General features: G+C 33.9%; 26 protein-coding genes. 5 read left to right on the top strand and 21 right to left on the bottom strand.

Annotated elements, in window-relative coordinates; translation table 11 throughout:
* Nucleotides 1-431 precede the first annotated feature (431 nt).
* Nucleotides 432-674 carry a hypothetical protein gene (locus ABEY15_RS12920; RefSeq protein WP_429890489.1) on the top strand — a complete coding sequence of 81 codons (243 nt, stop codon included), beginning with the start codon at nucleotides 432-434 and terminating at the stop codon, nucleotides 672-674.
* Nucleotides 675-900: 226 nt separating this feature from the next.
* Here the strand turns inward: ABEY15_RS12920 and ABEY15_RS12915 are convergent, their stop codons facing one another.
* On the bottom strand, nucleotides 901-1,866 hold the full coding sequence (locus ABEY15_RS12915) for an ABC transporter permease (protein WP_429890488.1): 966 nt from the start codon (nucleotides 1,864-1,866) through the stop codon (nucleotides 901-903).
* Nucleotides 1,859-2,782 (bottom strand): ABC transporter ATP-binding protein, encoded by a 924-nt coding sequence (locus ABEY15_RS12910; RefSeq protein ID WP_429890486.1) that lies wholly within the window; start codon nucleotides 2,780-2,782, stop codon nucleotides 1,859-1,861. Before ABEY15_RS12910 ends, ABEY15_RS12915 begins: the two co-directional genes overlap by 8 nt.
* Nucleotides 2,783-2,891: 109 nt before the next feature.
* Here ABEY15_RS12910 and ABEY15_RS12905 point away from each other — a divergent pair, with 109 nt between their 5' ends.
* A complete protein-coding gene (locus ABEY15_RS12905) occupies nucleotides 2,892-3,134 on the top strand; it encodes a transporter suffix domain-containing protein (RefSeq protein WP_056468839.1) in 243 nt (80 codons plus the stop codon).
* A gap of 452 nt (nucleotides 3,135-3,586) precedes the next feature.
* Here the strand turns inward: ABEY15_RS12905 and ABEY15_RS12900 are convergent, their stop codons facing one another.
* Nucleotides 3,587-4,171 (bottom strand): TIGR00730 family Rossman fold protein, encoded by a 585-nt coding sequence (locus ABEY15_RS12900; RefSeq protein ID WP_429890485.1) that lies wholly within the window; start codon nucleotides 4,169-4,171, stop codon nucleotides 3,587-3,589.
* 101 nt (nucleotides 4,172-4,272) lie between these two features.
* Between ABEY15_RS12900 and ABEY15_RS12895 the strand changes: the two genes are divergently transcribed.
* Entirely contained in the window at nucleotides 4,273-5,265 is a 993-nt protein-coding gene (locus tag ABEY15_RS12895; protein ID WP_429890484.1) for a Gfo/Idh/MocA family protein, read from the top strand.
* A 341-nt stretch (nucleotides 5,266-5,606) separates the two neighbouring features.
* On the opposite strand, the gene ABEY15_RS12890 is transcribed toward ABEY15_RS12895, so the two are convergent.
* The 3 genes from ABEY15_RS12890 to ABEY15_RS12880 form a co-directional block, all read right to left on the bottom strand.
* Nucleotides 5,607-5,969, bottom strand: coding sequence for a hypothetical protein (locus ABEY15_RS12890; protein ID WP_429890483.1), 363 nt, complete (start codon nucleotides 5,967-5,969; stop codon nucleotides 5,607-5,609).
* Nucleotides 5,970-6,124: 155 nt separating this feature from the next.
* Nucleotides 6,125-8,068, bottom strand: a complete 1,944-nt coding sequence (gene abc-f, locus ABEY15_RS12885; RefSeq protein WP_429890481.1) for a ribosomal protection-like ABC-F family protein — start codon at nucleotides 8,066-8,068, stop codon at nucleotides 6,125-6,127.
* A 53-nt stretch (nucleotides 8,069-8,121) separates the two neighbouring features.
* Complete coding sequence (locus tag ABEY15_RS12880) at nucleotides 8,122-8,253, bottom strand: RAxF-45 family protein (protein WP_429890530.1); 132 nt, start codon at nucleotides 8,251-8,253, stop codon at nucleotides 8,122-8,124.
* A gap of 182 nt (nucleotides 8,254-8,435) precedes the next feature.
* Between ABEY15_RS12880 and ABEY15_RS12875 the strand changes: the two genes are divergently transcribed.
* Nucleotides 8,436-8,831, top strand: a complete 396-nt coding sequence (locus tag ABEY15_RS12875) for a VOC family protein (protein ID WP_429890480.1) — start codon at nucleotides 8,436-8,438, stop codon at nucleotides 8,829-8,831.
* 51 nt (nucleotides 8,832-8,882) lie between these two features.
* On the opposite strand, the gene map is transcribed toward ABEY15_RS12875, so the two are convergent.
* From map to ABEY15_RS12855, 4 genes are all read right to left on the bottom strand, one after another.
* The gene (gene map, locus ABEY15_RS12870; protein WP_056468854.1) at nucleotides 8,883-9,629 is read right to left on the bottom strand and encodes a type I methionyl aminopeptidase; all 747 of its coding nucleotides are present in this window, start codon (nucleotides 9,627-9,629) and stop codon (nucleotides 8,883-8,885) included.
* A 193-nt stretch (nucleotides 9,630-9,822) separates the two neighbouring features.
* Nucleotides 9,823-10,233 (bottom strand): NUDIX hydrolase, encoded by a 411-nt coding sequence (locus tag ABEY15_RS12865; protein WP_429890479.1) that lies wholly within the window; start codon nucleotides 10,231-10,233, stop codon nucleotides 9,823-9,825.
* Nucleotides 10,230-10,838 (bottom strand): histidine phosphatase family protein, encoded by a 609-nt coding sequence (locus ABEY15_RS12860; protein ID WP_429890478.1) that lies wholly within the window; start codon nucleotides 10,836-10,838, stop codon nucleotides 10,230-10,232. Before ABEY15_RS12860 ends, ABEY15_RS12865 begins: the two co-directional genes overlap by 4 nt.
* A 130-nt stretch (nucleotides 10,839-10,968) precedes the next feature.
* Nucleotides 10,969-11,982, bottom strand: coding sequence for a S66 family peptidase (locus tag ABEY15_RS12855; RefSeq protein WP_429890476.1), 1,014 nt, complete (start codon nucleotides 11,980-11,982; stop codon nucleotides 10,969-10,971).
* Between the two features lie 159 nt (nucleotides 11,983-12,141).
* On the opposite strand from ABEY15_RS12855, the gene ABEY15_RS12850 reads away from it, so the two are divergent.
* A complete protein-coding gene (locus ABEY15_RS12850; RefSeq protein ID WP_429890475.1) occupies nucleotides 12,142-12,963 on the top strand; it encodes a COG4705 family protein in 822 nt (273 codons plus the stop codon).
* 60 nt (nucleotides 12,964-13,023) lie between these two features.
* Here ABEY15_RS12850 and ytaF read toward each other — a convergent pair whose 3' ends face one another.
* The 11 genes from ytaF to ABEY15_RS12795 form a co-directional block, all read right to left on the bottom strand.
* A complete protein-coding gene (gene ytaF, locus ABEY15_RS12845; protein WP_098861099.1) occupies nucleotides 13,024-13,665 on the bottom strand; it encodes a sporulation membrane protein YtaF in 642 nt (213 codons plus the stop codon).
* A gap of 190 nt (nucleotides 13,666-13,855) precedes the next feature.
* Nucleotides 13,856-14,566, bottom strand: a complete 711-nt coding sequence (gene tatC / locus ABEY15_RS12840; RefSeq protein WP_429890474.1) for a twin-arginine translocase subunit TatC — start codon at nucleotides 14,564-14,566, stop codon at nucleotides 13,856-13,858.
* A 257-nt stretch (nucleotides 14,567-14,823) separates the two neighbouring features.
* Complete coding sequence (locus ABEY15_RS12835) at nucleotides 14,824-15,651, bottom strand: ABC transporter ATP-binding protein (RefSeq protein ID WP_069034877.1); 828 nt, start codon at nucleotides 15,649-15,651, stop codon at nucleotides 14,824-14,826.
* A 93-nt stretch (nucleotides 15,652-15,744) separates the two neighbouring features.
* Complete coding sequence (locus ABEY15_RS12830; protein WP_429890473.1) at nucleotides 15,745-16,716, bottom strand: FecCD family ABC transporter permease; 972 nt, start codon at nucleotides 16,714-16,716, stop codon at nucleotides 15,745-15,747.
* 125 nt (nucleotides 16,717-16,841) lie between these two features.
* The gene (locus ABEY15_RS12825) at nucleotides 16,842-17,903 is read right to left on the bottom strand and encodes a FecCD family ABC transporter permease (protein WP_429890529.1); all 1,062 of its coding nucleotides are present in this window, start codon (nucleotides 17,901-17,903) and stop codon (nucleotides 16,842-16,844) included.
* Between the two features lie 13 nt (nucleotides 17,904-17,916).
* Nucleotides 17,917-18,912, bottom strand: coding sequence for an iron-siderophore ABC transporter substrate-binding protein (locus ABEY15_RS12820; RefSeq protein ID WP_429890472.1), 996 nt, complete (start codon nucleotides 18,910-18,912; stop codon nucleotides 17,917-17,919).
* Nucleotides 18,913-19,328: 416 nt separating this feature from the next.
* Nucleotides 19,329-20,414, bottom strand: a complete 1,086-nt coding sequence (locus ABEY15_RS12815) for a toxic anion resistance protein (RefSeq protein WP_429890470.1) — start codon at nucleotides 20,412-20,414, stop codon at nucleotides 19,329-19,331.
* A gap of 14 nt (nucleotides 20,415-20,428) precedes the next feature.
* The gene (locus tag ABEY15_RS12810; RefSeq protein ID WP_429890469.1) at nucleotides 20,429-22,048 is read right to left on the bottom strand and encodes a YceG family protein; all 1,620 of its coding nucleotides are present in this window, start codon (nucleotides 22,046-22,048) and stop codon (nucleotides 20,429-20,431) included.
* Nucleotides 22,049-22,071: 23 nt separating this feature from the next.
* On the bottom strand, nucleotides 22,072-22,278 hold the full coding sequence (locus ABEY15_RS12805) for a helix-turn-helix domain-containing protein (RefSeq protein WP_025671239.1): 207 nt from the start codon (nucleotides 22,276-22,278) through the stop codon (nucleotides 22,072-22,074).
* 177 nt (nucleotides 22,279-22,455) lie between these two features.
* On the bottom strand, nucleotides 22,456-23,034 hold the full coding sequence (locus ABEY15_RS12800; protein WP_429890467.1) for a TerD family protein: 579 nt from the start codon (nucleotides 23,032-23,034) through the stop codon (nucleotides 22,456-22,458).
* A gap of 34 nt (nucleotides 23,035-23,068) precedes the next feature.
* Entirely contained in the window at nucleotides 23,069-23,662 is a 594-nt protein-coding gene (locus ABEY15_RS12795; protein WP_098428579.1) for a TerD family protein, read from the bottom strand.
* Nucleotides 23,663-23,874: the final 212 nt, after the last annotated feature.

Genomic DNA, 23,874 nt, shown 5'->3' with positions numbered 1-23,874 from the left:
CCATAGGAGTCGAGCACCCTTCCATTCCAATCAACTTATTCATCAAAAAAAGCCTCCGATAAATTCTAATCAAATAGCCTTTACTTAGAGTAACCTAACAGTTGTATAATAATCAGTTTGATTTTTAACTTCTAAAAAAACATTACTAGTGTAATTAGAATCATAAAATTGCTCAAACATATTAATATTTAAAACCATTAATAGAACATCCAAAAAATGATAATTTCATCATTAATAAATGTTCATTTAATGTCCGTTTTCCCTATTGACCATTTTATATTTCATCACCTTGAAAAGCATTGCTTAGGCAAAGTTGCTTTTTCTATTTGGAATATTCTTCTAGGTAAACTTATCCATAGATTTGTATTATCTTACTGTTTTTGTTCATACAATGAATTACTTATCTATATTTTAAACTCTTGGAGGAGTATATGCACAAAACTATTCTATGGTTTAAAGAAAATTGCGACGAAATTAAGCGAGGCCTAATTGGTGGATTTACCATTTTCAGTCTAGCAACTATTTTTTTCACAACTGATTCATCTGTAGAATATAACCAAAAAGCATGTCTAAAATGGGAATATAACAAATCTGCACAAGTCAACGTCTGCTCGATTTATAAAACATCTACTACTAACACTATTCCATACGGCTCAATGGTGAAGGAGAGATAAGAATAGAAAAAGGATAAGGCATGTACCTTATCCTTTCAGACTGTTGACAAACGCTCGCTTTCTTCGTTGCTTCGCCTGTCTGCGGTGCTCATTACCGTCTAGGGTAACTCCGCTCCTCACCAGGCTTCACGCCTCGAAAGACAAGCGCTTGCAATCAGTCTGAAACTCAGGTTTTTAGGACTTTGTCTACACACTTAAAGGATCAGGCATGCACCTTATCCTTTTTCTATTGTCCAGCTACGTCTCTCTTCTTAAAGAGCTCACCAGCAGTAACAAGAAATAACAAAATATAAATGAGCAGTACTGCTATAGAAAATTCAATTCTCATACCGTTTTCTATATTAATCCCCTTTGTGTAAACCGTTAAATCAGTGTGCATAAATGGTAAGAACTTAGACCAACTTTTTGTTCTTAATAATGTTGCGATTACATCTGAAGTTGCTAGTAGGATTATGCTTATTAATAAAGAAATACTGCTTGTCCTTAAAACAGTTGATAAGAAATAAGCAACTGCAACAAAGAACAAGTATGGTAGTAGATTTATTAAGTAATCGTTTAGTAAACTTGGTAAAATACCTTGCTCTACTACATGATTATTTACAAATTGTAATACCGGTTGAGCACTAAAATTTAATCCGTTTAATGCACTACCTATAATAAATGAGTAGATGATGATTGCAAAAGAAAAGATGAAATATAAGATTACCAAACTTAAAAATTTTGCATAATAGATCATTCGTCTTGTTGATGGTTTAACGAGCAAGAAATTAATCGTTTTCCATTGATGCTCTTTTGACATCATATTACTTGCAAAATAAATAAGAAGGATTCCTATAAAGTTCGTTACGACCGCACCTTTTTTCATAAAGTCCAACACAGTGTGTTGTTGAATTGGTGAAATATTATGTGCAAGTCTATACTTATTGATCTCATATGTCTCTTTTTGTTCTTTAGCAAATGCTGGTAAGTCTGAAGAGTTTTGTCCTGCTAATACTTCTTCTATCTTTTTATTTTCTATTTTTAATTCTGTTCTCCAGTTTTCAGCTTTTGCTGCTCCGCTTTCCTTTTCTACATAATCCCATCTTCCTAGAACAATAATCGGGATAAATAGTAAAATTAACGTTATGATAAATGATTTTTGAACGAATATTTTACGTAACTCGTTCTCTATTAATCGAATAAAATTACTCAATGACATTTCCTCCTGTCAATTGAATGAACAAATCTTCTAACCTTTCTTTTTTTCGAGTTACATAATAAATCTCTATTCCTGCCAGTACCAACTCTTTCATTAATGAAGGAATCTCTTCTTCATCAATTTCAAAAATAATTGAGCGATCATTAATAATGTCAAATTTGTACTTTTTATCTCTATTTGTAAAACTACTTTCAAAAGCTTTCGTGCTTTTTACAACTATTTCAATAAATAACTTCTCACCACTTTTATCATTGAGATCAATTGATTCAACAAATTGACCATTTTGAATAATAATTGAGCGATCACAAATCAATTCTATTTCAGATAATAGATGACTAGAAAGTAGAATTGCTGTTTGTTCGACCTCAGCAATACGTTTTAAATAATCACGGATTTCTCTTACTCCAGCCGGATCTAATCCGTTAGTTGGCTCATCTAAAATTAAAATTGAAGGATTATGTAATAACGCTTGAGCAATTCCTAATCTTTGCTTCATCCCTAAGGAATAGGTTGAAAACTTTTTATGTATGGCATTTGAAAGTCCAAGTAAATCAATAACCTCAAGAACTCTCTCCTTTGAAACACCTTCTAACATTCGAGCAAAATACATTAGATTTTTATACCCACTATAAAAAGGATAAAATGCAGGAGTTTCAATCATTGCTCCGATATGTTTGATCGATTCTTTAAAGTTTTCCTTAATCGAATTACCTTGGATATAAATCTCACCACTCGTGATACTCATAAGTCCAACAATCATTCGCATTGTCGTAGTTTTTCCTGAACCATTTGGTCCAAGTAAACCTAAAACTTCACCTTTATATAACTCAAAACTAATATCTTTAATAATCTTTTGATTACTAATCGTCTTATTTACGCTTTTTAGCTCAAGAACAATATCTCGATTCATCTTGAGGCCTCCTATATGTGCAATAATCTCTTACTAACTATAAAGTTTTCCCCTTCCTTTTCTCAATAATTAATGCTATTCTCATGGAAGGAATTGAAAGGAGAACTTTATGAAAAGAATACCATATTACTTAGTATTTGGCTCATTTATCCCATATTTATTAATCTTTGCTTTACCTTTTTTACCTGTTTCTGGGAGCTTAAAAGCTGGTCTGATTGCTCTATTAGTTATTCTTGGAGAAGGAATGTTTTGGATTGGTGGAGTATTTGTAGGTAAAGATGTTATGACGAACTATCGTAAAAAATTGAGCCCGGCAAAATGGTTTAAAAATAGAAGAAAGCAAGAAAATTGATGGATAAAGGGATGCTCTCATAAGAGCCCTTTTTTTTTTGCAAAATATTGGTTGTGGATAGAATGCAACAAAATGTTAACTTTGTTGATAAATTTGTGAATAATGTTTATAAAGTAGTGATTTTTATTCATAAATTCATAGGATTCAAATTCAGATGTATTTGGTATGTTGATAACTAGTGAATTCAGACTAAAAAAGTACGAATTTATATCGAACATTGTTGATAAGTTGTGAACTTCGTTGATCTAGTAACCCTCTAAATCTGTAAGAATTTCATTAAAACTGATAATAAAACGCAAAAAACCCACAAAATTGTGGGTAGACAAACATGACTTTCAGACTGATTGCAAGCGCTTGTCTTTCGAGGAGCAGTGTTACCTTAAACGGTAATGAGCACCGAAGGCAAGCGACGCAAATAAGAAAGCGATCGTTTGGCAGGCAGTATGAAAAACTTATTTGCCTTCTAATTGCTTCCATTTATTTTGCATAACAGGTGGTTCATAGTTTTGCATTAATTTTAATAGGTTGTCTGCATTTTCTGCAACAACAAATAATGAAAGTGTATTCTCGTTCATAAATCCTTCTTTTACAGCATGTTTAAGTAAATCTAACAAAGGGCTAAAGAAGTTATCAACATTTAATAAACCGATTGGCTTATTGTGGATTCCAATTTGAGCCCAACAAATAATTTCAAATAATTCATCGAAAGTACCAATTCCGCCCGGCAGTGCAATAAACCCATCGGACATCTCGTTCATTAAAGCTTTACGCTCATGCATTGATTCTGTCTCAATGAATTGCGTTAGCCCTTTATGGGCAACCTCTCCACGAAATAATCCACCAGGCATAATGCCAATGACATTTCCACCTTGTTTTAATACTTCATTTGCGACTTCTGCCATAATCCCTAGTCTTGATCCACCATATATTAAATCTATATTATTACTAGCAAATAAGGCACCTAGTTTTTTTGCTTGAAGACTAAATGACTCTCTATTCCCAAGATTTGAACCAGCATAAACACAAATTTTCTTCATAAAATGTCACTTCCTTCGATGTATTTTTCTTTATTTTAACATATCTTTCGATTAGGATTGTAAAGATAAAGTTAACTAATTATTTTTTAGGAGTTGAAAAAATGAATTTAGGTACCATTGGAACAAGCTGGATTACAGAAAGTTTTATCGAAGCTTCAAAGGATAGTAAATTGCTTAATTTAACTGCGATCTATTCTAGAAATGAAGAAACTGCGAGAGCATTTGCTACAAAGCACAACGCTCCTAAGTTTTTTACTAATATTGAAGAATTAGCAACAAGCCCTGATATTGACGTAGTATACATAGCATCACCAAACTCACTGCACTATGAACAAAGCATTTTATTATTAAAGAATAAAAAACATGTTATATGTGAAAAACCAATTTTCTCAACAATTAATGAGTTAGATCATGCCTTTAAAGTTGCAGAAGAAAATGGAGTTTATTTATTTGAAGCAATTCGTAACTTCCACTCACCAAACTTTACAGCTTTAAAAGAAGGTCTAGAAAAAATCGGCCAAATTAGAAGTGCTAATCTGCATTATTTACAATATTCTTCTAAATATGATGCATTCCTTAGAGGAGAGAATCCAAATGTATTCTCTCCCGAATTTTCTGGCGGGGCATTAGTCGATTTAGGTGTTTATCCAATTTATGTAGCGATTGGTTTATTTGGAAAACCAGCCTCAGTAAATTACACACCTGTAAAATTACGCACTGGTGTTGATGGTAGTGGAACATTAGTATTAAATTATGAAAACTTCACTTGTAGCATCCAATGCTCTAAAGTCTCTCAATCATATATTGAAAGTGAAATTACGGGTGAAATCGGAACTTTAGTTCTTGATAAACCATCTCCAATTTCAAAAATTACTTTAATTAACCATAAATCAAAGCAACGAGATTCATTGGAAGTTAGCCAAGTACCAAATGATATGCTATATGAAATCCAAAATATTACTAGCATAATAAAAGAATCAAATATAACTGAATATGAAAAATTAAAAGAGCTTAGCAAGCTAGTATTAACAGTAACTGAAACTGCGAGAAAGCAAGGCGGAATTGTTTTTGGAGTAGAAAATAAAGAAAACTAGCCGATTGCCGAGCCTTTAGGCGAAGATAAAGGCGTAGTTGCGCATATACTTAATTCCTAAAATTGGCGACTACGTCGAGTTTCCTTCTCCGCTGCCAATTTATACTTTCTAGTGAAATTAATAAAAATACCAGTTATCCGTCCATTGGATACTGGTATTTTTACTTATTTAAGCGTTAATGTCCTCTTCTAAAAGTCCTAAAAATCGATTGCTTGTTCAATATTTGGCACTTGAAGCTCAAATCTAATAACTTTTCCCATTTTGATCTTTACCTTAAGTAATTTTTCCGATAAATTATGTAAGAGCTGATTAAAAAAATTAATCAGCTTTATTGTTTTTAATTATACAACAACCCATCCAACCCCTGGCACAAAGTACCATCTTATACCATTCAGGATATAATACCCTCCTGACCAATAACCTCCTGGTCCAGGAAATCCATGTCCAGGTCCATACCCTGGTCCGTGTCCTGGACCATATCCTGGTCCATGTCCCGGACCATATCCTGGTCCATGTCCTGGTCCATGTCCCGGACCATATCCTGGTCCATGTCCTGGTCCATGTCCTGGTCCATATCCTGGCCCATGTTCTTGTCCTTGACCTGGTCCATATCCTGGCCCATGCCCTTGTCCTTGACCTGGTCCATGTCCTGGCTGAACATATCCTGGTCCAGGATATCGACTATACAGCTCATCAATAATCATGTACTCACCACCTAGATAGAATCATATCCCTATAACTTATTAATTCTGATAAAGGCATGAGCAAGTACTAAGACATTTAACTAACTTATTTATTTAATTGATGTTTTTGCCTATAAGTTAAAATTAATCCTATATTAAATACTTACTACAATTTCTTATTCAAGACATTCTTCAAGTTCTTTATATAAAGCAATACTTTTTAAGTCTAATTCTTCAAGTTCTCGTTGATAATTCTGTAAAATAATTAGATCATTTTCAAGCAACATTTGTTTATTGATCTCGCTGATTGCTTCTTCTAAAGAATAGATCTCATTTTCAATGTCTTCGATCTTTCGCATTTTTGTTTTTACTTTTATCGGTTTAGAATACGAATTTGTTTTAATTACTATTTCTTTTTCTCTATTATTTCGGTAAATCGTCATTTTTTCTTTTGCAATTTGGTATTCATCAATAAATTCGAAAAGCCCACCATTGTCTAGCCAATAAATTTTTGAAAATAGCTTATTAATGAAATAACGGTCATGCGAGACAGAAAGAATCGTTCCTTTGAATTTTTCAAGAGCGTCTTCTAATACTTCTCTAGATTCAATATCTAAATGGTTAGTAGGCTCATCTACGATTAATAAATTAATATCTTGGTACATAAGTTGAGCCAATCTTAACCTCATTCTCTCTCCACCACTAAGTTGACTAACTTTACGATAGACCATATAGCCATAAAATAAAAATCCAGCTAATATATTACGTGCTTCACCTTCTGTAACATGTACTTCCTCTCTGAATTCCTGAATTACGGTGTGATCCGAATGAACTGGTTCGTAATGTTGTGATAAATAACCGATTTTCACGTTACTACCCAGTTTAATTTTTCCTTCCTCAATCGATGACTGACCTAAAATCATCTTCAACAAAGTTGATTTACCCGTCCCGTTATCTCCTACAATAACTGCTCTTTCGCCATAGTATAATGAAAAGTTAAGCTGATTAAATAAAACTTTATCCGCAAATGATTTTGAAAGATTTTCTGCAACAATTACATCTTTTCCACTACGACCCGATTCTTCTAGCTGAAATGCCATTTTCTTTTTCTGTAAGACAGGGCGTTTTAATCTCTCAATTCGTTCTAGTGCTTTTTCCATACTTCTAGCTCTTCTATGCAAACCAGCATTTGGTGGATTTGCTTGATTAGCCCATTCTCTTAAGCGTTTAATCGTTTCTTTCATTTTTTGTATTTTCTTTTGCTGCTCTTCGTAAGCCTGGAATTCTTTTAATAATCTTTCTTCTTTTTGAATAACAAATTGTGAATAGTTCGTATGGTAGACGTTAATTTCTCCATCTTCTAATTCTAAAATATGATTGACTACCTCATCTAAAAAATAACGATCATGCGATATAACAATAATCGTTCCTTCATACTCTTTTAAGTATGAACCTAACCATTCAATAGCAGATAAATCTAGGTGATTTGTTGGTTCATCAAGTAAAAGTAAATCAGGTTGTTGTAAAAGGACGATTCCTAATCCAATTTTTGTTTTTTCTCCACCACTTAAAGAAGCAAATTGTTTAGTAAGTAAGTCAGTGATTCCTAATCCATTAGCAATTTTCGCAAGTGAAGCTTCCATCTCATAACCACCGTTATTACTAAACTTCTCTTGTAATGATCCATAACTGACTAACATTTGTTCTAAAATACGTTCATCTACCGTATTAGACATTTTTATTTCCAATTGCTTCATTTCATTTTCTATTTTTCGTAATTCTTCAAAAACCGTTAATAATACATCCCTGCTAGTCATCTCATCTGGAAAAACAGGAATTTGAGCTAAGTACCCTGTTTTTAATCCTTTTTTAAAATGAATTGAACCAGTATCAGGTGATTCTATACCCGTTAAAAGTTTAAAAATACTAGTTTTACCACTTCCATTTGCTCCAACTAAACCTACACGGCTATCTTGATGTATTTGAAATGATAAATCCGTAAAAAGTGAATTTCCACCAAACATTTTTGAAATGTTATCTATACTACATGCGATCATGATTAATTCTCCTTCTATTTCCGTACCAATCCATAGAAAAAAGCCATAGACTAATGAACCCATCCATGGCTTAAATAATGATTTAAATAGAAGTGTGTAATCACACGATTATTTTATCAATAGAAGTCGTAGGAAAGAGTACGTTTTCGTTTTATTTGAGTTGCTAAATTGTTAAAAATGGACAGACCTATCCCGCTAGCAGTTAAAAACGCAAATTTTGCACGACAATAATATAAAAATTCTATCATTTGTGCGCAAACCATTTGAAAACGTAACATCTTTTCTACACCTCCTTTTCGAACATAAATTTATTTAAATTATAAAATATTTTAACTTTTAGCACAATACCTATTCTATTTGGCTATACTTAAAACTGTGAGATATTGTTCGCAATTCATATATAAATATTCAAAAGAAAGAGGAGAAAAAAATGAGAAATATTTTACCTCATATTTACGTTGAAAACTGTAAAGAGGAGCTGGAGTACTACAAACAAATCTTTGGTGGAGAAATTAAAAACACACAAACCGGCGATGGTATGGAAATGTTTAAAGGACATGAAGGAAAATATATACATGCAGAATTACATATTAATGAAAACTGTGTAATTTATTTTGCAGATGCTTTTAGACCGTTAATAAAAGGTGACAATGTTTGGACAACCCTAGACATGAGTTCTGAAGATGAAATTAATTCAATTTATGAAAAGTTATCAAAAGACGGAGAAATTCATATGGAGCTTCAAGACACATTTTGGAATTCAAGATTTGCTGTAGTTAAGGATAAAAATGGATTTACTTGGGAGTTAAATTATTCTAAGCAATAGTAATCGGAAAAATAAAAGCGAAGAACTTAAATTCTTCGCTTTGCCTATTTTTTAAATCTGAGTTAAGATTATTGGCTCGCCTTTTGTTACAACAATTGTATGTTCGCATTGAGCAACTAAACTCTTATCTGGCGTCACAAATGTCCAGCCATCTCCCGACTCGATAATGTGGTCTGCATTTGCAGAGATAAATGGCTCTACTGCTAATACAAGGCCGTCCTTTAATAAGGCTTTATCCATTGGATCGAAATAACTTAAAATATGTTGTGGGCTTTCGTGAAGACTTTTTCCAATACCGTGGCCTGTTAGATTTTCAATTACATTTAAACCATTTTTACTTGCTTCATTGTATACTGCTCTTCCAATTTGGTTTTGCTTTGAACCTGCTTTTGTTTTTTTCATTGCAGCCCAAAATGCATCTTCTGCAACTTTACAAAGCTTCTCTTTTAGTAAGTCACCTTTCCCAACTACGAAAGAGATTCCAGTGTCTGCATAGTATCCATCTAATGCTGCTGACACATCAACATTAACTAAATCGCCATCTTGAAGTACTCTGTCGCCTGGAATTCCATGAGCTACTTCTTCGTTTACACTAATACATGTTGTGCCAGGAAAATCATACTCTTTTTGTGGGGCTGAAGTTGCACCATGCTCCTCTAAAACTTGTCTTCCGATTTCATCTAATTCTTTTGTTGTCATTCCAACGACAGCTCTTGCCTTCATTTCTTCTCTTGCTAACGCTACGATACGACCTATCTTTCTTAAAGCTTCTAATTCTTGTTCATTATTGATAATCATTTTACTGCTCCTGATTCTATTTAATAATTTGACTTTCTTATATTATGCCATAATATTACTATGTTATAGTCTTTTAAGCACTTATACAAGACAAAAAAGGCAGGATTAAATGCGGAGGTATTGAGACATGAACGATTTTAAAAGACTAAAGGACTTAGTGATTCCCTCTAATCTCTATAAAAATTATCTAATTTTACCCTTGAAAGGTATAAGGAACAGATGACTCTAATAATTTTTCGATTCCCTCCTTATGATAGGGCATTAATTGATTTGCCGTTTGGAGATCCATCCATTTAATTTGTAGGATTTCCTCTTCATGTGAAATAATTAGATCTCCACTGATTATCTTTGCACTAAATGTAATTAATATTGCATGATGCCCTCTTTCAGGAAAAAAAGCTTCATTAATCGCAACAATATTGCCTACTTCCACTTCTAATCCAGTTTCCTCAAACGCCTCTCGTACTGCTGCTTGTTTTAGCGTTTCATTTTCTTCAACAGCACCACCAGGCAATGTCCAAACTTCATTTTCATTTTGTACCATTAAAACATTTTTATTTACTTCATTATAGATAAGCGTATAAACTACATTGACCTTTTTCATTTTGGCACCTCTACTAGATTTTTAATATGGTTCGTATCATTTAGAAAGCGGATAAATCTACCCTTTTCATTAATCTCTAATAAATGAATTCCTGTATCTCCAGTAAAAAATCCAAAGTCTGAATGAATTGGCATTTTTAAAAATGAATGTATTAAATTATGTATAACGCCTCCGTGGGCTACAATTGCGATTCTATTTAAATTAGTTGAGCTTGCTAAAATTCTCGAAAAAATCATTTCTATTCTCATTCTGAATTCGATTGAAGACTCCCCATTTTCGACACATTCATGAGGATGTTTAGGCGTAGGAATCTTTTTTGCTTCTTCAAATGATACTCCTGCTAGAACGCCATTATTATGTTCCATTAAGTCGTCTTCAAACTTTATTTCGCATCCAGTCAGATCCGAAAGTATTGTTGCAGTTTCTTTCGCTCTTTTTAACGTACTAGACCAGATTACTTCTGGAGCAAATTCAGTATTTACTCTTTCAGCCATTTTGTTTACTTGTTTAATTCCTAAATCAGTTAAAGCAAAATCTGCTCTACCTTCATGTACATTTAATAGATCTGCTTCAGATTGCCCATGACGAATTAATACTATTTCCATAACATCCATCCTCTCTTAATTAGAATTTTTTGAGACACGGAATGCCATTATAACATCAAAGTTCAAACTTTTCAGTAAATAAAACAAATTAAAAAGCGTTCTTTTTATAAAAAAACGCTTCTTGATTGAACTAAATAAAAGACTGAACAATTACCCCTTTTCCACCACTTACTTCTACTTCTGCAAAAGCTCCATTAATAAATGTAATTTGAGGCGGTACATGCCCGCAATCGATATCATAAATTATTGGAATTGCTAATTCTTCATTTAACTCATTATATACATCTTCTATTGTATAGTTATCTACAGCTTGATTTGCCGCACTACGTCCAATTAATATCCCAGCGCAATTTTCAAACCATCCTGCAAGTTTCATTTGTACTAAGGATCTTCTTAAATCTGTTGTATTTAATTCACAATTCTCGAAATACCAAATGATTGGTTCCTCTTCAATGTATTTACTTCTAAATGAACGTACATCTCCATAAGGAGTTCCGACAAGATGTCTAATCACATCAATACATCCACCTAGCAATCTTCCTTTGATTTTCTCATCTTTATTCGATATAGTTTTCCACTTTGTTTTTTCGGACAAATGAAATACATATGGTGTTGGATTTTCATGCTGCCATTTTGCTTGGAATAATTCGGATGAAGTTTGAGTGATGGAGTCACCGGATTTAGTTGCTAACACCTTCTGCCACATAGCTGTTGTGTCATCAGAATATTCTCCTCTTAAATCGATTAAATTCGTTCCGTGTGCAGTAGCAATTCCTGTTGTTAAAGTAAATGCTAATAAAATGATACTCGTATCAGAATATCCTAAAATCCATTTTTCTTTGTAACTTTCAAATGCCAATTGATCAAGAATCTCGATTGCAAGCTCTCCACCCCACGGCGGAAAAATGAAATCTATTCTCTCATCATTCATCATTAAATTTAATTCATTTGCACGTTTGTTAGCATTCGCTGATTTTGCTTTGTCCTGCGTCCAAACAACTTCTCCACACTCCACTTTATATCCGTCTTTTTCCATGCGGTTAATGGACTGCTTCATCAATTCATGGAATTGTTCTTTTAAGCCTGATGATGGTGCGGTCACTCCTATCGTTGCACCACTTTTTAAAACTGGATACTTAATCATTTTATCACCCATTTTCTTTTAATTGATTCTAATAGAATACGATTGGTTAGACAACAATAATTTCCAAATTATGGGTTTTACAAAATTACATACCATTTTCATTTTACTTTCATAAAACTTGTTTACATTATATTTAAATCCAGTAAGGAGGATTATGAAATGGAATCAATTGAACAAAAACATATAAATAAGAAAATAAGTCCACCAATAGAAACTATGTTAAAAAAAGTTCCAGAGGTAACAATATTTTTTTGGATTACTAAGTTATTAACGACTGGTATGGGTGAAGTGTTTTCCGATTATATCGTAAAAACTTTAACGCCAGTAATAGGTGTTGCAGTAGCATTAATTGTCCTAATTCTGTCTTTAATTTTACAGTTTAAAGTCCGTAAATATGTACCTAGTATTTATTGGTTGGTTGTTGTAATGATTAGTGTATTTGGTACCGTAGCCGCAGACGTTGTACACGTTGGTCTTGGAGTTCCATATGTGATATCAACGGTATTTTTTGCAGTCTCCTTGGCAATTATTTTTATGATTTGGTATAAGATGGAGAAAACTCTTTCTATCCATAGTATATACACACGACGCCGCGAGATATTATATTGGTCAGTTGTTATGGGAACTTTCGCTTTAGGAACTGCTGCTGGTGATATGACTGCATCAACTATGCATTTAGGTTATTTTTCATCAGGTCTGCTGTTCACAGCTTTATTAGCAATACCGGTTATAGGAAGAAAATTCTTCAAGCTAAATGAAATTTTCTCATTTTGGTTTGCTTACATTATGACGAGACCAGTTGGAGCATCATTTTCTGATTGGAGCTCTGTATCTCAAAAGCACGGTGGACTTGGATTTGGTGGTGGTCCAGTTACCCTAGTATTGTCGATTATCATCATTATTCTAGTTGGATATCTTTCTTTTTCAAAGAAGGATGTAAAAAATGAACAAGAGGATCTCTCCCAATCTACAATCGCATAGTAACTAAAAAAGAAAAGAGCTGATGTTGAATTACTGTCATCAGCTCTTTTCAATTATCTATTAAACAAGATTGTGTATCGCAATCAACACCAATATAATTCCACTAATAATGGAACTAAATTGTCCAAGCGACCATCCACCAATTTTCACATTGGCGACTTTTTTTCCTAACAGGACGCCTAACCAGATTGCCAAGAAGCTAAAAATACTGGCCGCTATCGATATTGCAAATGGTGAAAGTCCAATTAATCCAACACCTAAGCCGTTCGTAAGTGCATTCATTGATACAGCAGTCCCTAGTATGATTGCTTCAAAACTACTTATATCTCCTGAGTGGTCAACATCGGCTTTCTCCGGTGAACTTAAATAATTTGTAACGATATTTGAAACTGATTCGTCATCATTATTTATTATGGTCTGTTTATCTTTTCTTGGAAAAGTAAGTAGAACAATTCTAAGTCCAATTACCAGTAAAAAAAATGCACCGATTACATTCGAAAGTGTTCCTGGAAACACTTTTGAAATATATTGACCTGAAACAATACCTGCTTCACTGAAAATAAACGCTATGATTGAAATAATTAAATTCGCTAATAAACCAACCTTTATACCTCGAATTCCATAAGTTATTCCTACTCCAAAATTATCAATACTAGATGAAAAGGCAAGAAATAAAACAGTAATCCAAATTGAATAATGCATAGTATATGCTCCTTACTTCATCCTTTTTCCGACAAAAGCTATTTGCCTAGCTTTTTATAACCTATGAAGAATTTATGATTAGTCAACTTGTTCAAAGTTTAAAAATTTACTAATAAAAAGATTATGAGAGTATAGACTTTTTAATAAACCTTATAAAAATGCTTTAAAACAAAAAGAGGTAAATGAGCTTTTACTCATTTACCTCTTTTTTTCTATATACCGATTTAGATGTTAATATACTTAGTTCATATAATAATATTAAAGGAATCGAGACAGAAATATGTGAAATAAAGTCTGGTGGTGAAATACAACACGCCACGATTACTAAGATAAAATATGCATATTTTCTCACTTTCTGTAAATAACTAGGCTTTACAATGCCGATTTTTGTTAAGAACATAATCACGACTGGCATATCAAAAAATGCAGCAAATGGAACGACTAGATTAAAAAGAAAGGAGAAATACTTATCAACAGTGTAGTTTTGTTCAAGCATACCTTGTCCCATTATCGTTAGGAATCTAAGGATATTAGGAAAAACAAAATAATAGCCAATAACTAATCCAAAAACAAACAGAAAAAATAGCGCGGGTATATAAAATCCTATTCCTTTTTGTTCAGAAGGATGTAAACCCGGTTTAACAAATAACCAAGTTTGCCAAGTTGCAACCGGTATCGTAAATACGGCCGCAAAAACTGCAGATATCAAAAAATATACCCATAATATATCCCCAGGACTTAGCACGACTAGTTTATATGTTAAATCCTTTGTTAAGAATTTATAAATCGGTTCTACATAAACGAGTCCAATTATAAATAGAACAATAAAAGTAACTGCTGTAATGATAATTCTTTTACGCAGTTCCTCAAGATGATCGACTACTTCCATTTCTTTATTCATATGAATTCTCCGCTTTGTCATTTACTAGAACAATTGTATTAAATACTTTTTTATCCCACTATGATTATTTCAAACAAATACAATTAGTTCAAATTAAAATTTCTTAATAAAAAACATGATATAAAAATAGATGAATTATTGACAGTAAATTGATTTTTAAATATGAGTAGTTTGCTAGGAAAATTAACTAAACAAAAAATCACTCATAAAAAAANNTATTTTTTTATGAGTGATTTTAGACTAAAATCACAAGTTAATTATCCCTTACCTAATGGAACAACTAGTGGTGTATTGGCAACTGGATCATCTATTATTATGCACTTTAAACCGAAGACTTCTTCGACTAGTTTTGCAGTGATAATCTCCCGGGGATCACCTTGTGCAATCACTTGGCCATCCTTCATAGCGATAATATTATCTGCATATCTCGCAGCATGGTTCAAATCATGTAAAACAGCAACTAATGTATTTCCTTGTTGATTTAGATCTTTAAATAGCTCTAACAACTCAATTTGATGAGCAATATCAAGGTAAGTCGTTGGTTCATCAAGTAGGAGCATTGGTGTTTGTTGGGCAAGTACCATCGCGACCCAAACTCTTTGTCTTTGTCCTCCGGATAGTTCGTCTACGTATCGATGTGACAAATCGCTCGTATTTGTAAGTTCCATCGCAGATATTACTGCTGCTTCATCTTCATCAGTCCATTGTCTTATAAGACTCTGATATGGATATCGACCATGTGCGATCAAATTCGCTACCGTTATTCCGTCTGGAGCAGTTGAAGATTGAGGTAATAGACCTAGTTTACGAGCTACTTCCTTTGACTTATAAGATGTAATAGCTTTTCCATCTAGTAAAATTTGCCCTTCAGAAGGCTTTAACAAATTTGAAAGTGTTCGAAGTAAGGTTGATTTCCCACATCCATTTGGACCAACAATTACTGTAAATGATCCGTCTGGAATTTGTACTGAAAGGTTTCTGGATATTACCCGATTATCGTATTTGATTGTAATGTTTTCTGTCCAAAGTCTAGACTCTGTTTGTATTGTCTTTTGGCTTTGAATTTCTGCCGCTGTTAACTTCATAATTCATTTTCAACTTCTTTCAATCAGAATATCGTAATACTTGAAACCCCTTGTGAGAAAGGTCCTACTAAACCTTGTACATTTTTATTTCGTTTATGTTGCTGATCGTCCTTGACGAAATAATAGCCACACTAAGTATATTCCACCTAATGATAGAGTTACCACCCCTACCGGAAAAATTGTTCCTGGAATTACTCTTTGCGCAAGAACATCCGCCCCTAGTAAAAGAAACGCTCCCATCATTGCTGCTGGTAAAATACTCTCCTCTGATTTGGTGATACGTTTAGCAATTTGTGGTGCAACAAGCGCCACAAAACTAACTGGCCCAATAACCGCTGTCGGAGCAGCTGTCAATGCAACTGCAATTAGAATCAGTAATAGTTGGGATCGTTCAATTCGAACACCATGAGATTTCGCAGCATCCATGCCAAACTCCATTTCACGCAATGGTCTGTTCATGATCCCAGCACAAATAATGAGAATAATGACAGCAATTGCTGGAGGAACTACTTGTTTCCAATCAATCCCATTTAATGATCCAACTCCCCAAGCCGCTGCAGTTAACGCAACCTCTGCATCACTTTTAATAAGGAGCATCGAATTAATACTTCCTAAGATCGCCGAAACTGCTATTCCGACGATAATAAGGCGAAAGTTCTGCGTGCCTTTACGAAAAGCAAGCAAATAGATAAGGAGAGCCGTTGCGAATCCACCAATCAAAGCCCCACCAGCTACACTAATGTTAGAAGTCGACTTAGAGACAAGAAGCACAATAAGTGCTCCAGTATAAGAGCCTGAGGTAAATCCTATGATATCAGGAGACCCTAATGGATTCCGAGTAATTGATTGAAAAATCATGCCACTTATTGCTAAACCTGCTCCAAAAACAATCGCAGCCACCACCCGTGGTAACCGCCATTCAACCACAACTGTTCTCGTCATGCCTGTCGCTTGGCCAATTAAAGCAGAAAAAACTTCATGAACACTCAATTTCAGTGTGCCTACCATTAATGCAAACATTGCAATTGCAATCGTGGCTATAAGAAGGATTGCCGTAACAATCATGCTCCTCACATCAATTCGCGCCTTTACAGGCCATTTCAGTTGTAGATATTGCCTGCCATAATTAATGGGGCGCATAATACTCACTCCTTCTTACATTCAAACCTTTGCCACAAATCATTTTCATTTTATAATCCACTCGCTTTTCGTCTACGAACAAGAATCAGTAGAATCGGTGCACCAACTAGTCCCGTAATGATTCCCACTGGAACTTCTGAAGGTAACAATACAACTCTACCAATAATATCTGAAAGGATGAGTATGATCGGTGCTGCTACTATTGAGTATAGAAAAATCCAGAATTGGTCTGGACCGACGAACCATCGCACACAATGTGGTACCATTAAACCTATAAAACCAATTGGTCCAGCTATCGCAGTTGCCCCGCCAGCTAATAGCGTAATTGCAATCAAACCTATTGCACGAGTCACACCAACATTTACTCCTAAAGAGGATGCACGATCATCTCCGAAGGCAATCGCGTTTAATGCAGGAGTAATGACAAAAGCTAATAATGCACCAACGATTAAAATGGGTAGAACAAGCCAAAGGTCATCAAGACTTCTCCTAGCTAATGTCCCAACACTCCAGTTCAACATTCGTGCAAATGCCTTACTATTTATTAATGTCAATGATGTAGTAATCCCACTTAAAGTGGCACCAAGTGCTACTCCAGCAAGTGTAATTTGTACAGGTGTGGGAGCTTTTTTACCAGCTCCTCCACTTATAACATACACAGCAATTGTCGCAATTAATGCACCGGCAAGTGCACACCACATATAGGCAGACATCGATGTAAAAGAAAATACACCAACACCTATTGCAACTGCGAAGGCTGCACCAGCATTTACACCAAGAATACCAGGGTCCGCTAGTGGATTTCTAGTCAGTACCTGGATTAATGCTCCAGCTAGTCCAAATGCAGGACCAACGATTAGAGCAATAAGTGTTCGTGGTATCCTTGTATTATGAATGATTGTGTGATCATAGCTATTGTTTGGTGAAACCAACGCATCCCATACAACTCCAAAAGGTATGGATTTAGCCCCGATCATTAAACTTAAGAACACTACAGCTACCAAAAGTAATAGTGCTACGATGAAGCCCAAAAATCGTTGCAACCGCATTGAAGTAATTGTCTTTTTATTTTCCCCAACTACTTGAGTCGTTTTGTTTTTTGGTTGCTTCATCGCTGTCACTGTACTACTCCCCGCCTTCTAATGCTTTTTTAAATTGTTGTGGTAAATTATCGATTGCCCATAATAATGCAGGAACCGTTCCTGTTGAAAATGCGTTTGATGAATTTTTATCAAGAATAATTGATCTTCCATCTGCAACAGAAGGAATCTTCTGATAAAGTTTATTATTTGTTATCTCTTTTGGATCTACAAAAATAGGTAAAACAATCGTAAGATCAGCATTTAATAAATCTAACTTTTCGTCAGCAACTTTAATAAAGAAATTACCTTTAGCTAATTTTTCAATCTCTTCCTTGTTTTTGAATCCAAGTCGCGTTACAAAATCAACACGAGAATCACCTTTTACGTATGCACCAAAACCTGAAGAATCGTAAGCACCAACTGCAACCGTTTTACCTGCAAATTCAGGATTTGCCTTAGCCGCTTTATCAAATGCCACATCTACATCCTTAAGTAGTTCTTCACCTTTATCAACTTTACCAAGGGCTTGTGCAATCATTCGCACTTGGTCTGTAGTAGTCGTTAAATAATTATCTCCACCCTTAGGAACCCCGACAGTTGGAGCGATCTCTGAAAGGCGTTTGTATCGTTCTTCATCACCTGAAGATTTTACATCAAGAATTAAATCTGGTTTAAGAGAAGCAATTTTCTCATAATCAAGTTCCATTGTTCCAAGAATAGTTGGTGATTTTTTATATGCACCTTTTAACCAAGGTCCTACACCATCACCACCAAAAGCAAGCCAGTCACTTGCACCAATTGGTTCAACTCCAAGACTAAGTGCCGTCTCCGCATCTCCCCAACCTAGAGCAACAACACGTTTCGGATGCCCTTTGATCTCCACTTTGCCGAATTTAGTATCAACTGTGACAGCGGATTCATTTGAAGACTTTTTATCAGACTTTTTACTTGAATCTGATGAACAGCCAACTAGACCAATCAATAAAAATAAAGACATGAAAATCCCAAGCAATTTGGGCATTTTGATATTACTAATCATTTCGTTCTCTCCTTAATTAACATTGAAGTTGATAATCATTTTCAATCATTAATTATACTAAAGCGACTTTTAATGTCAATATATTTCCATCATTGTTACAGAACTTTCAGAATTATTCACTTATCAACTTTAATCATTTAATTAAGTGCCACTATTCTTATCTTCCATTTATTTACAACGCTATGTACTTTAGCATTAACTTTTTCATTTTATCTCATTATATTATAATAACATTTTTTTAAAATAAAAGAATCAAAATTTGCTAAAACGGCCTCCGATTATCTAAATAAAAAACATTAATTAATTTAGTATTAAGTAAATAATTAAGAACCTTTCAGTTAAAACGCAATAAACACAAAAGTCAGTAGCTTATCGGCCACTGACTTTTAAAAACTATTGAATAATTCTTATTATCATTACTTACCTTGCTTAAGTTTAATGAAGTTTTCTTGTAGCTGTTCTAATCGCAATTTACCTTGTTCACGTTGAATTTTATTTTCTTCTTCAATTGCTTTCGTTTCTTGCATACCCTTCATAATGATATTCCAAGTTTCTTCCATCGTCTCGATCTTAATGCTAGGAGATCCTGATAATCTAGCAATATCCACACTTTGCTGTGAAATTGTATTGGCATTACGTAATAATAATTCGTTTGTTCTCTTATCTAATTCATTCATTGATTGAGCTACTAAATTTTGTCGCTTAGCTGCTATTGCATTAATTAATGCAGTTTTAAATATTGGAATTGTTGTTACAAAGGCTGAGTTAATTTTACCAATCAGTTTAGTATTACCACGTTGTAATAAACGAATTTGTGGAGCTGATTGATAAGCAACTTGTTTTGCCATTTCTAAATCATAAGTACGTTGTTCAAGTAACTCGATCGCATTTTTTAAGGAGTCTAACTCCATCATAGCAAGTTGATTACCTGATCCAGCTCGTTCAGTTAAAGCAGGTAGCTGTGCTTTTAACTCTTCTGCTTTCATTTCTGCAGCTACAATATATTTTTCTAACTCCATATAATATGCTACGTTTTGCTCGTAAAGTTGTTCTAATGTATTTGTAGATGTTTTCATTTCGTGTTCATACTTTGTAATTTCTACATAGACTTTATCAATTTCAGTACCCATTGATTGATATTTATCAAATAATTTATCAATTAACTTTTGACCACGATTAAAAATTTTTGAAAGAAACCCTTTTTCTTCTGCAAAATCTTTCGCATCAAAGCGGTCCATAATTTTCCCTAATTGTTTTAATAGAACGCTAGACTCTTCCATACTTGAAGCCTTAATTGTATTTAATATTTTACCTGAAAAGGTTGAAATTTCAGTCGCTGGTTCTTTCCCGTACTCCAATAAAGCTATTTGGTTTTTATGGTCTATTGAACTTGCTAAACGGTGTACTTCCGGTTCATTTCTTAATTGCAATTTCATATCATTTGCATTCACTTGTAAAATTTCATCTTGTTTTTCTAAACTAGTAAGTGTATTTATCGACATTTTAAGTTCCCCTTTTATTTAACTATTTTTCTAAATAGATTTTTAATTAGTGACTGTCCTGATGCTCGCAACACTTGAAATTCAGTATCAAAAGTAACTTCATCTAGCCAATGAGAATCGAATAATTTTTCATCTACGAATAATTCAATATCGTTCTGACCCGTCGGATTAAGTAAAACTAGATCCACTCCAAACTCATTTAATAATAGCAGTAGTGCCGCGTCGTTTCTATTTAGTTCACCATCTCTTTCTGTATTGTAAATAATTAATTTTGGAACTTGTTGTGTATAATCAAACTGTTGTAGTAATCTTAATATTTCATTTGGTATATTCATAGATTGGCTAAATAAAAATAGTTGTGTCTGAGCCTTTGTTTCATTTGGTAGTGACTTAATATTTGCTCGGTCAACATATCTAGATATAGCAGAAGCTAGACCAAACTGTAATCCGCTTGGAAGTTCTTTATATCTCCACCAGTTACTAGCCAACATCTTTTGGGGGTCAAGTAGCCCATCACGCCCTAAAGCATTTTGATAATGATATTGTTGGTTTCCTTTAACTAATTGGGTAAAAGGAAATTTATCTATTTTAAGTGTTAAATTGCTTTCAGTTAGTTGGCCAACCTTTTCCCAATATTCACGATGATTTTTCGTCACACCTAAAATCTTCATAAAGAACACCGGTATTTCAACATTATTGTCTTTTACTTGGAAATTAGGACGTAACATTGCTCTTTCTTTATGTAAAATGAATAGTTCATCAAAGGTTGTTTTTAGCGTAATTGATCTTGGAGCATAATTTCTAAATTGCCATGGTTTAAATAATAGTGAATCCTCCGTATGCAATAATTTCTCAATTTCCTTTGTTGCTCTATGGGCAACTGTACTCTTCCTAACTGGCTTTTCTAATGGAAAAGGTACGAAAGATGTAGTTGAAGGTAGTATCTTAATTCCTTCGCTATTGGTACCTAATAAATGCGATAATGAATCTTTTCCTTCAGGATGAAATATAGCAACATCAAAACCTAAAAGGATTAGTAAGTAAAGGAAATAGCATTCACTTAACGTTGTGTCACCATACCATAAGATAAGTGGAGAACTATTAGGAAAACCCTCAATCCATTTATTTACATGGTTATGTAACCATTTCACTAGATCAACTATGATCCTTCTAAAATCACTATCAAGGAATCCATTTTTATGTGAATCTTTAAAGATAGATAATACGTATTTAATTTTCTCTCGAATATGTCTATGTATGTTCTGATTTTCGTGCTTCGGAATTAATCGCTCACCTTCAAGGAATGCAATTAGTCTGTTCACTGACAATCCATTTTCAGCAGTGTTTATTGTTACTATTCTTTGAACTGCTTGTAACATTTCATTCGAAATTGTCTTGTTTAAATCTTCGCTTAATAGAATGACATTTAAAGACTCGTCATGTACTAGTTCATATAAGTATTCAAAATACTCATCTTCATCAATGTTTGTTCCTAAAATTCTCCATGCAATTTGATTAAACTGTATGGTTTCTCCTTCTACTTGATAAGATTGTCTTAATTTAGAAGGTTGTTTCAAGATACTCAACCACTCATGTTGATTAATATCCATTGCTTTTGGGTTGATCGCAGACATATAGATACTCCTTTCCGATGTCATTATTTCATTTTTGGTTGTCCGAAAACTGCTAACATACCTTCACGAGTTACTACCCAAGAGGAACCAAATTTGCGTATCGTACCGTCTGGAAAATCATTTATTCGTTTCCGTAATGTTGAGTCATTGATCCCCCATTCTTGACACGCTTGACGCGAACTAAGTAAACTTGGATCATTTAAATTTATCGTATTACTTTGTTTATTCAAAATCCCACCCCGAACTTCCAAATAATGCAACATTACATTAGGAAAACTTTTTAAACTTAAATTACAATCTAGTACATCTTTAGAAACCAATTTCTAAAGATGTACTAAACAATAATAAAGGGGAAATATAAACACTTTCCCCTTTTAACTATTAACCTACTTTTTAGTTAAGTAAAATTAAGCGTCTAAGCCGTAATCTCTAACTAGTGATATTAAACCGCCTTGGTAGCCGCTACCGATCGCATTGAATTTCCATTCGCCGTTATGACGATATAATTCACCAACTACTACTGAAGTTTCAATTGAGAAATCTTCACCTAGATCATAACGAATTAATTCTTCACCATTCGTTTCATTTAAAATACGAACATAAGAGTTGCTGACTTGTCCAAAATTTTGGTTACGTGCATCAGCTTCATGAATCGTAATAGCAAATGCGATCTTTTCAACAGTAGCAGGAACGTTTGTTAGATTAACTGTAACTTGCTCATCGTCACCATCTCCAGCGCCAGTTCTGTTATCGCCGTGGTGTTCAACTGATCCATTTCCACCTACTGTATTGTTGTAAAATACGAAATCTTTTTCAGTAGCACATTTACTAGCTCCATTTAATAAAAATACTGATGAGTCTAAGTCAAAGTCATTGCCGCCACTGTACTTATTAGTGTCCCAACCTAATCCAACAACAATGTTCGTTAAACCAGGATTTGTTTTCGTTAAATCTACCTTTTGTCCTTTTAATAAATTTACTGTCATTTTAAATGCACTCCTTTTCAATTATGTTTTTTATTTATTGAAAACGTTGAACAATTTTATCTAATGCTATATCTTTTGTTCCCTCACCAACTGCAGAGAACTTCCACTCCCCGTTATGGCGATAAATCTCACCAGGGTATAACGCAGTTAATCCTGAATAATTATCAGTGATATTGTAGTTTACTAACTCAGCGTTTGCAGACTTGTCTACTACTCGAATAAATGCGTTTTTAATCATACCGAAATCTTGCTTACGTTGAACACAAGCATAGATATTTACAACAAATACAAGTTTATGTACATAAGATGGAACCTTATTTAAATTAACAAATACTTGCTCATCGTCACCGTTGCCATCACCTGTTAGATTATCTCCAGAATGTATTACGCTACCGCATAAGCTTTTTTTGTTTCCAAAATAGATTACATCACTTGCACTTCTTAACTTATCATTTTCATCTAACATTAAAACAGAAGCGTCACAGTCAATGTTTTCTTGTTTACCAAATCCGAAGAAACCACCACTTTTTTTCACCGGATCCCAACCTAAACCTACAATTAAAGAGGAAAGTCCCGCTCTTCCTTTTGTAAGGTCGACTTTTTGACCTTTTTGTAAAGAAATTGCCATATGCTATTAACACTCCTTATCATGTATTAATCACGCTTGCGTGATTTATAGTTTCATATTATCATATAAACTTTGGAAATACTATCAACAACTTGGTGATTTGTGGAATATGTTACAATTTCTTGTCATAAAAACAGTTGGTGAGCTTGTCTTGATTAGTCTGGTAGATCGCCTATTTAGCTTAATGGATTGCAAGATCAAATGAGGATACC

This window comes from Gottfriedia acidiceleris (genome assembly GCF_050457485.1).
Classification (GTDB): domain Bacteria; phylum Bacillota; class Bacilli; order Bacillales; family Bacillaceae_G; genus Gottfriedia; species Gottfriedia acidiceleris_D.
Note: the sequence above shows the minus strand (reverse complement) of the source record. Positions and strands in the feature narration are given on the sequence as shown.

Bases quoted from the DNA above. Each gene is read 5' to 3' on its own strand.
- ABEY15_RS12795 (WP_098428579.1), bottom strand. From the start codon at position 23,662: ATGGCAATTTCTTTACAAAAAGGTCAAAAAGTCGACCTTACAAAAGGA.
- ABEY15_RS12835 (WP_069034877.1), bottom strand. From the start codon at position 15,651: ATGAAGTTAACAGCGGCAGAAATTCAAAGCCAAAAGACAATACAAACA.
- ABEY15_RS12855 (WP_429890476.1), bottom strand. From the start codon at position 11,982: ATGATTAAGTATCCAGTTTTAAAAAGTGGTGCAACGATAGGAGTGACC.
- ABEY15_RS12910 (WP_429890486.1), bottom strand. From the start codon at position 2,782: ATGAATCGAGATATTGTTCTTGAGCTAAAAAGCGTAAATAAGACGATT.
- abc-f (WP_429890481.1), bottom strand. From the start codon at position 8,068: ATGGGTTCATTAGTCTATGGCTTTTTTCTATGGATTGGTACGGAAATA.
- ABEY15_RS12905 (WP_056468839.1), top strand. From the start codon at position 2,892: ATGAAAAGAATACCATATTACTTAGTATTTGGCTCATTTATCCCATAT.
- ABEY15_RS12810 (WP_429890469.1), bottom strand. From the start codon at position 22,048: ATGTCTGCGATCAACCCAAAAGCAATGGATATTAATCAACATGAGTGG.
- ABEY15_RS12880 (WP_429890530.1), bottom strand. From the start codon at position 8,253: ATGATAGAATTTTTATATTATTGTCGTGCAAAATTTGCGTTTTTAACT.
- ABEY15_RS12875 (WP_429890480.1), top strand. From the start codon at position 8,436: ATGAGAAATATTTTACCTCATATTTACGTTGAAAACTGTAAAGAGGAG.
- map (WP_056468854.1), bottom strand. From the start codon at position 9,629: ATGATTATCAATAATGAACAAGAATTAGAAGCTTTAAGAAAGATAGGT.
- ABEY15_RS12900 (WP_429890485.1), bottom strand. From the start codon at position 4,171: ATGAAGAAAATTTGTGTTTATGCTGGTTCAAATCTTGGGAATAGAGAG.
- ABEY15_RS12895 (WP_429890484.1), top strand. From the start codon at position 4,273: ATGAATTTAGGTACCATTGGAACAAGCTGGATTACAGAAAGTTTTATC.
- ABEY15_RS12830 (WP_429890473.1), bottom strand. From the start codon at position 16,716: ATGATTGTTACGGCAATCCTTCTTATAGCCACGATTGCAATTGCAATG.
- ABEY15_RS12865 (WP_429890479.1), bottom strand. From the start codon at position 10,233: ATGAAAAAGGTCAATGTAGTTTATACGCTTATCTATAATGAAGTAAAT.
- ABEY15_RS12825 (WP_429890529.1), bottom strand. From the start codon at position 17,903: ATGAAGCAACCAAAAAACAAAACGACTCAAGTAGTTGGGGAAAATAAA.
- ABEY15_RS12860 (WP_429890478.1), bottom strand. From the start codon at position 10,838: ATGGAAATAGTATTAATTCGTCATGGGCAATCTGAAGCAGATCTATTA.
- ABEY15_RS12850 (WP_429890475.1), top strand. From the start codon at position 12,142: ATGGAATCAATTGAACAAAAACATATAAATAAGAAAATAAGTCCACCA.
- ABEY15_RS12815 (WP_429890470.1), bottom strand. From the start codon at position 20,414: ATGTCGATAAATACACTTACTAGTTTAGAAAAACAAGATGAAATTTTA.
- ABEY15_RS12920 (WP_429890489.1), top strand. From the start codon at position 432: ATGCACAAAACTATTCTATGGTTTAAAGAAAATTGCGACGAAATTAAG.
- ABEY15_RS12820 (WP_429890472.1), bottom strand. From the start codon at position 18,912: ATGATTAGTAATATCAAAATGCCCAAATTGCTTGGGATTTTCATGTCT.
- tatC (WP_429890474.1), bottom strand. From the start codon at position 14,566: ATGAATAAAGAAATGGAAGTAGTCGATCATCTTGAGGAACTGCGTAAA.
- ABEY15_RS12800 (WP_429890467.1), bottom strand. From the start codon at position 23,034: ATGACAGTAAATTTATTAAAAGGACAAAAGGTAGATTTAACGAAAACA.
- ytaF (WP_098861099.1), bottom strand. From the start codon at position 13,665: ATGCATTATTCAATTTGGATTACTGTTTTATTTCTTGCCTTTTCATCT.
- ABEY15_RS12890 (WP_429890483.1), bottom strand. From the start codon at position 5,969: ATGATTATTGATGAGCTGTATAGTCGATATCCTGGACCAGGATATGTT.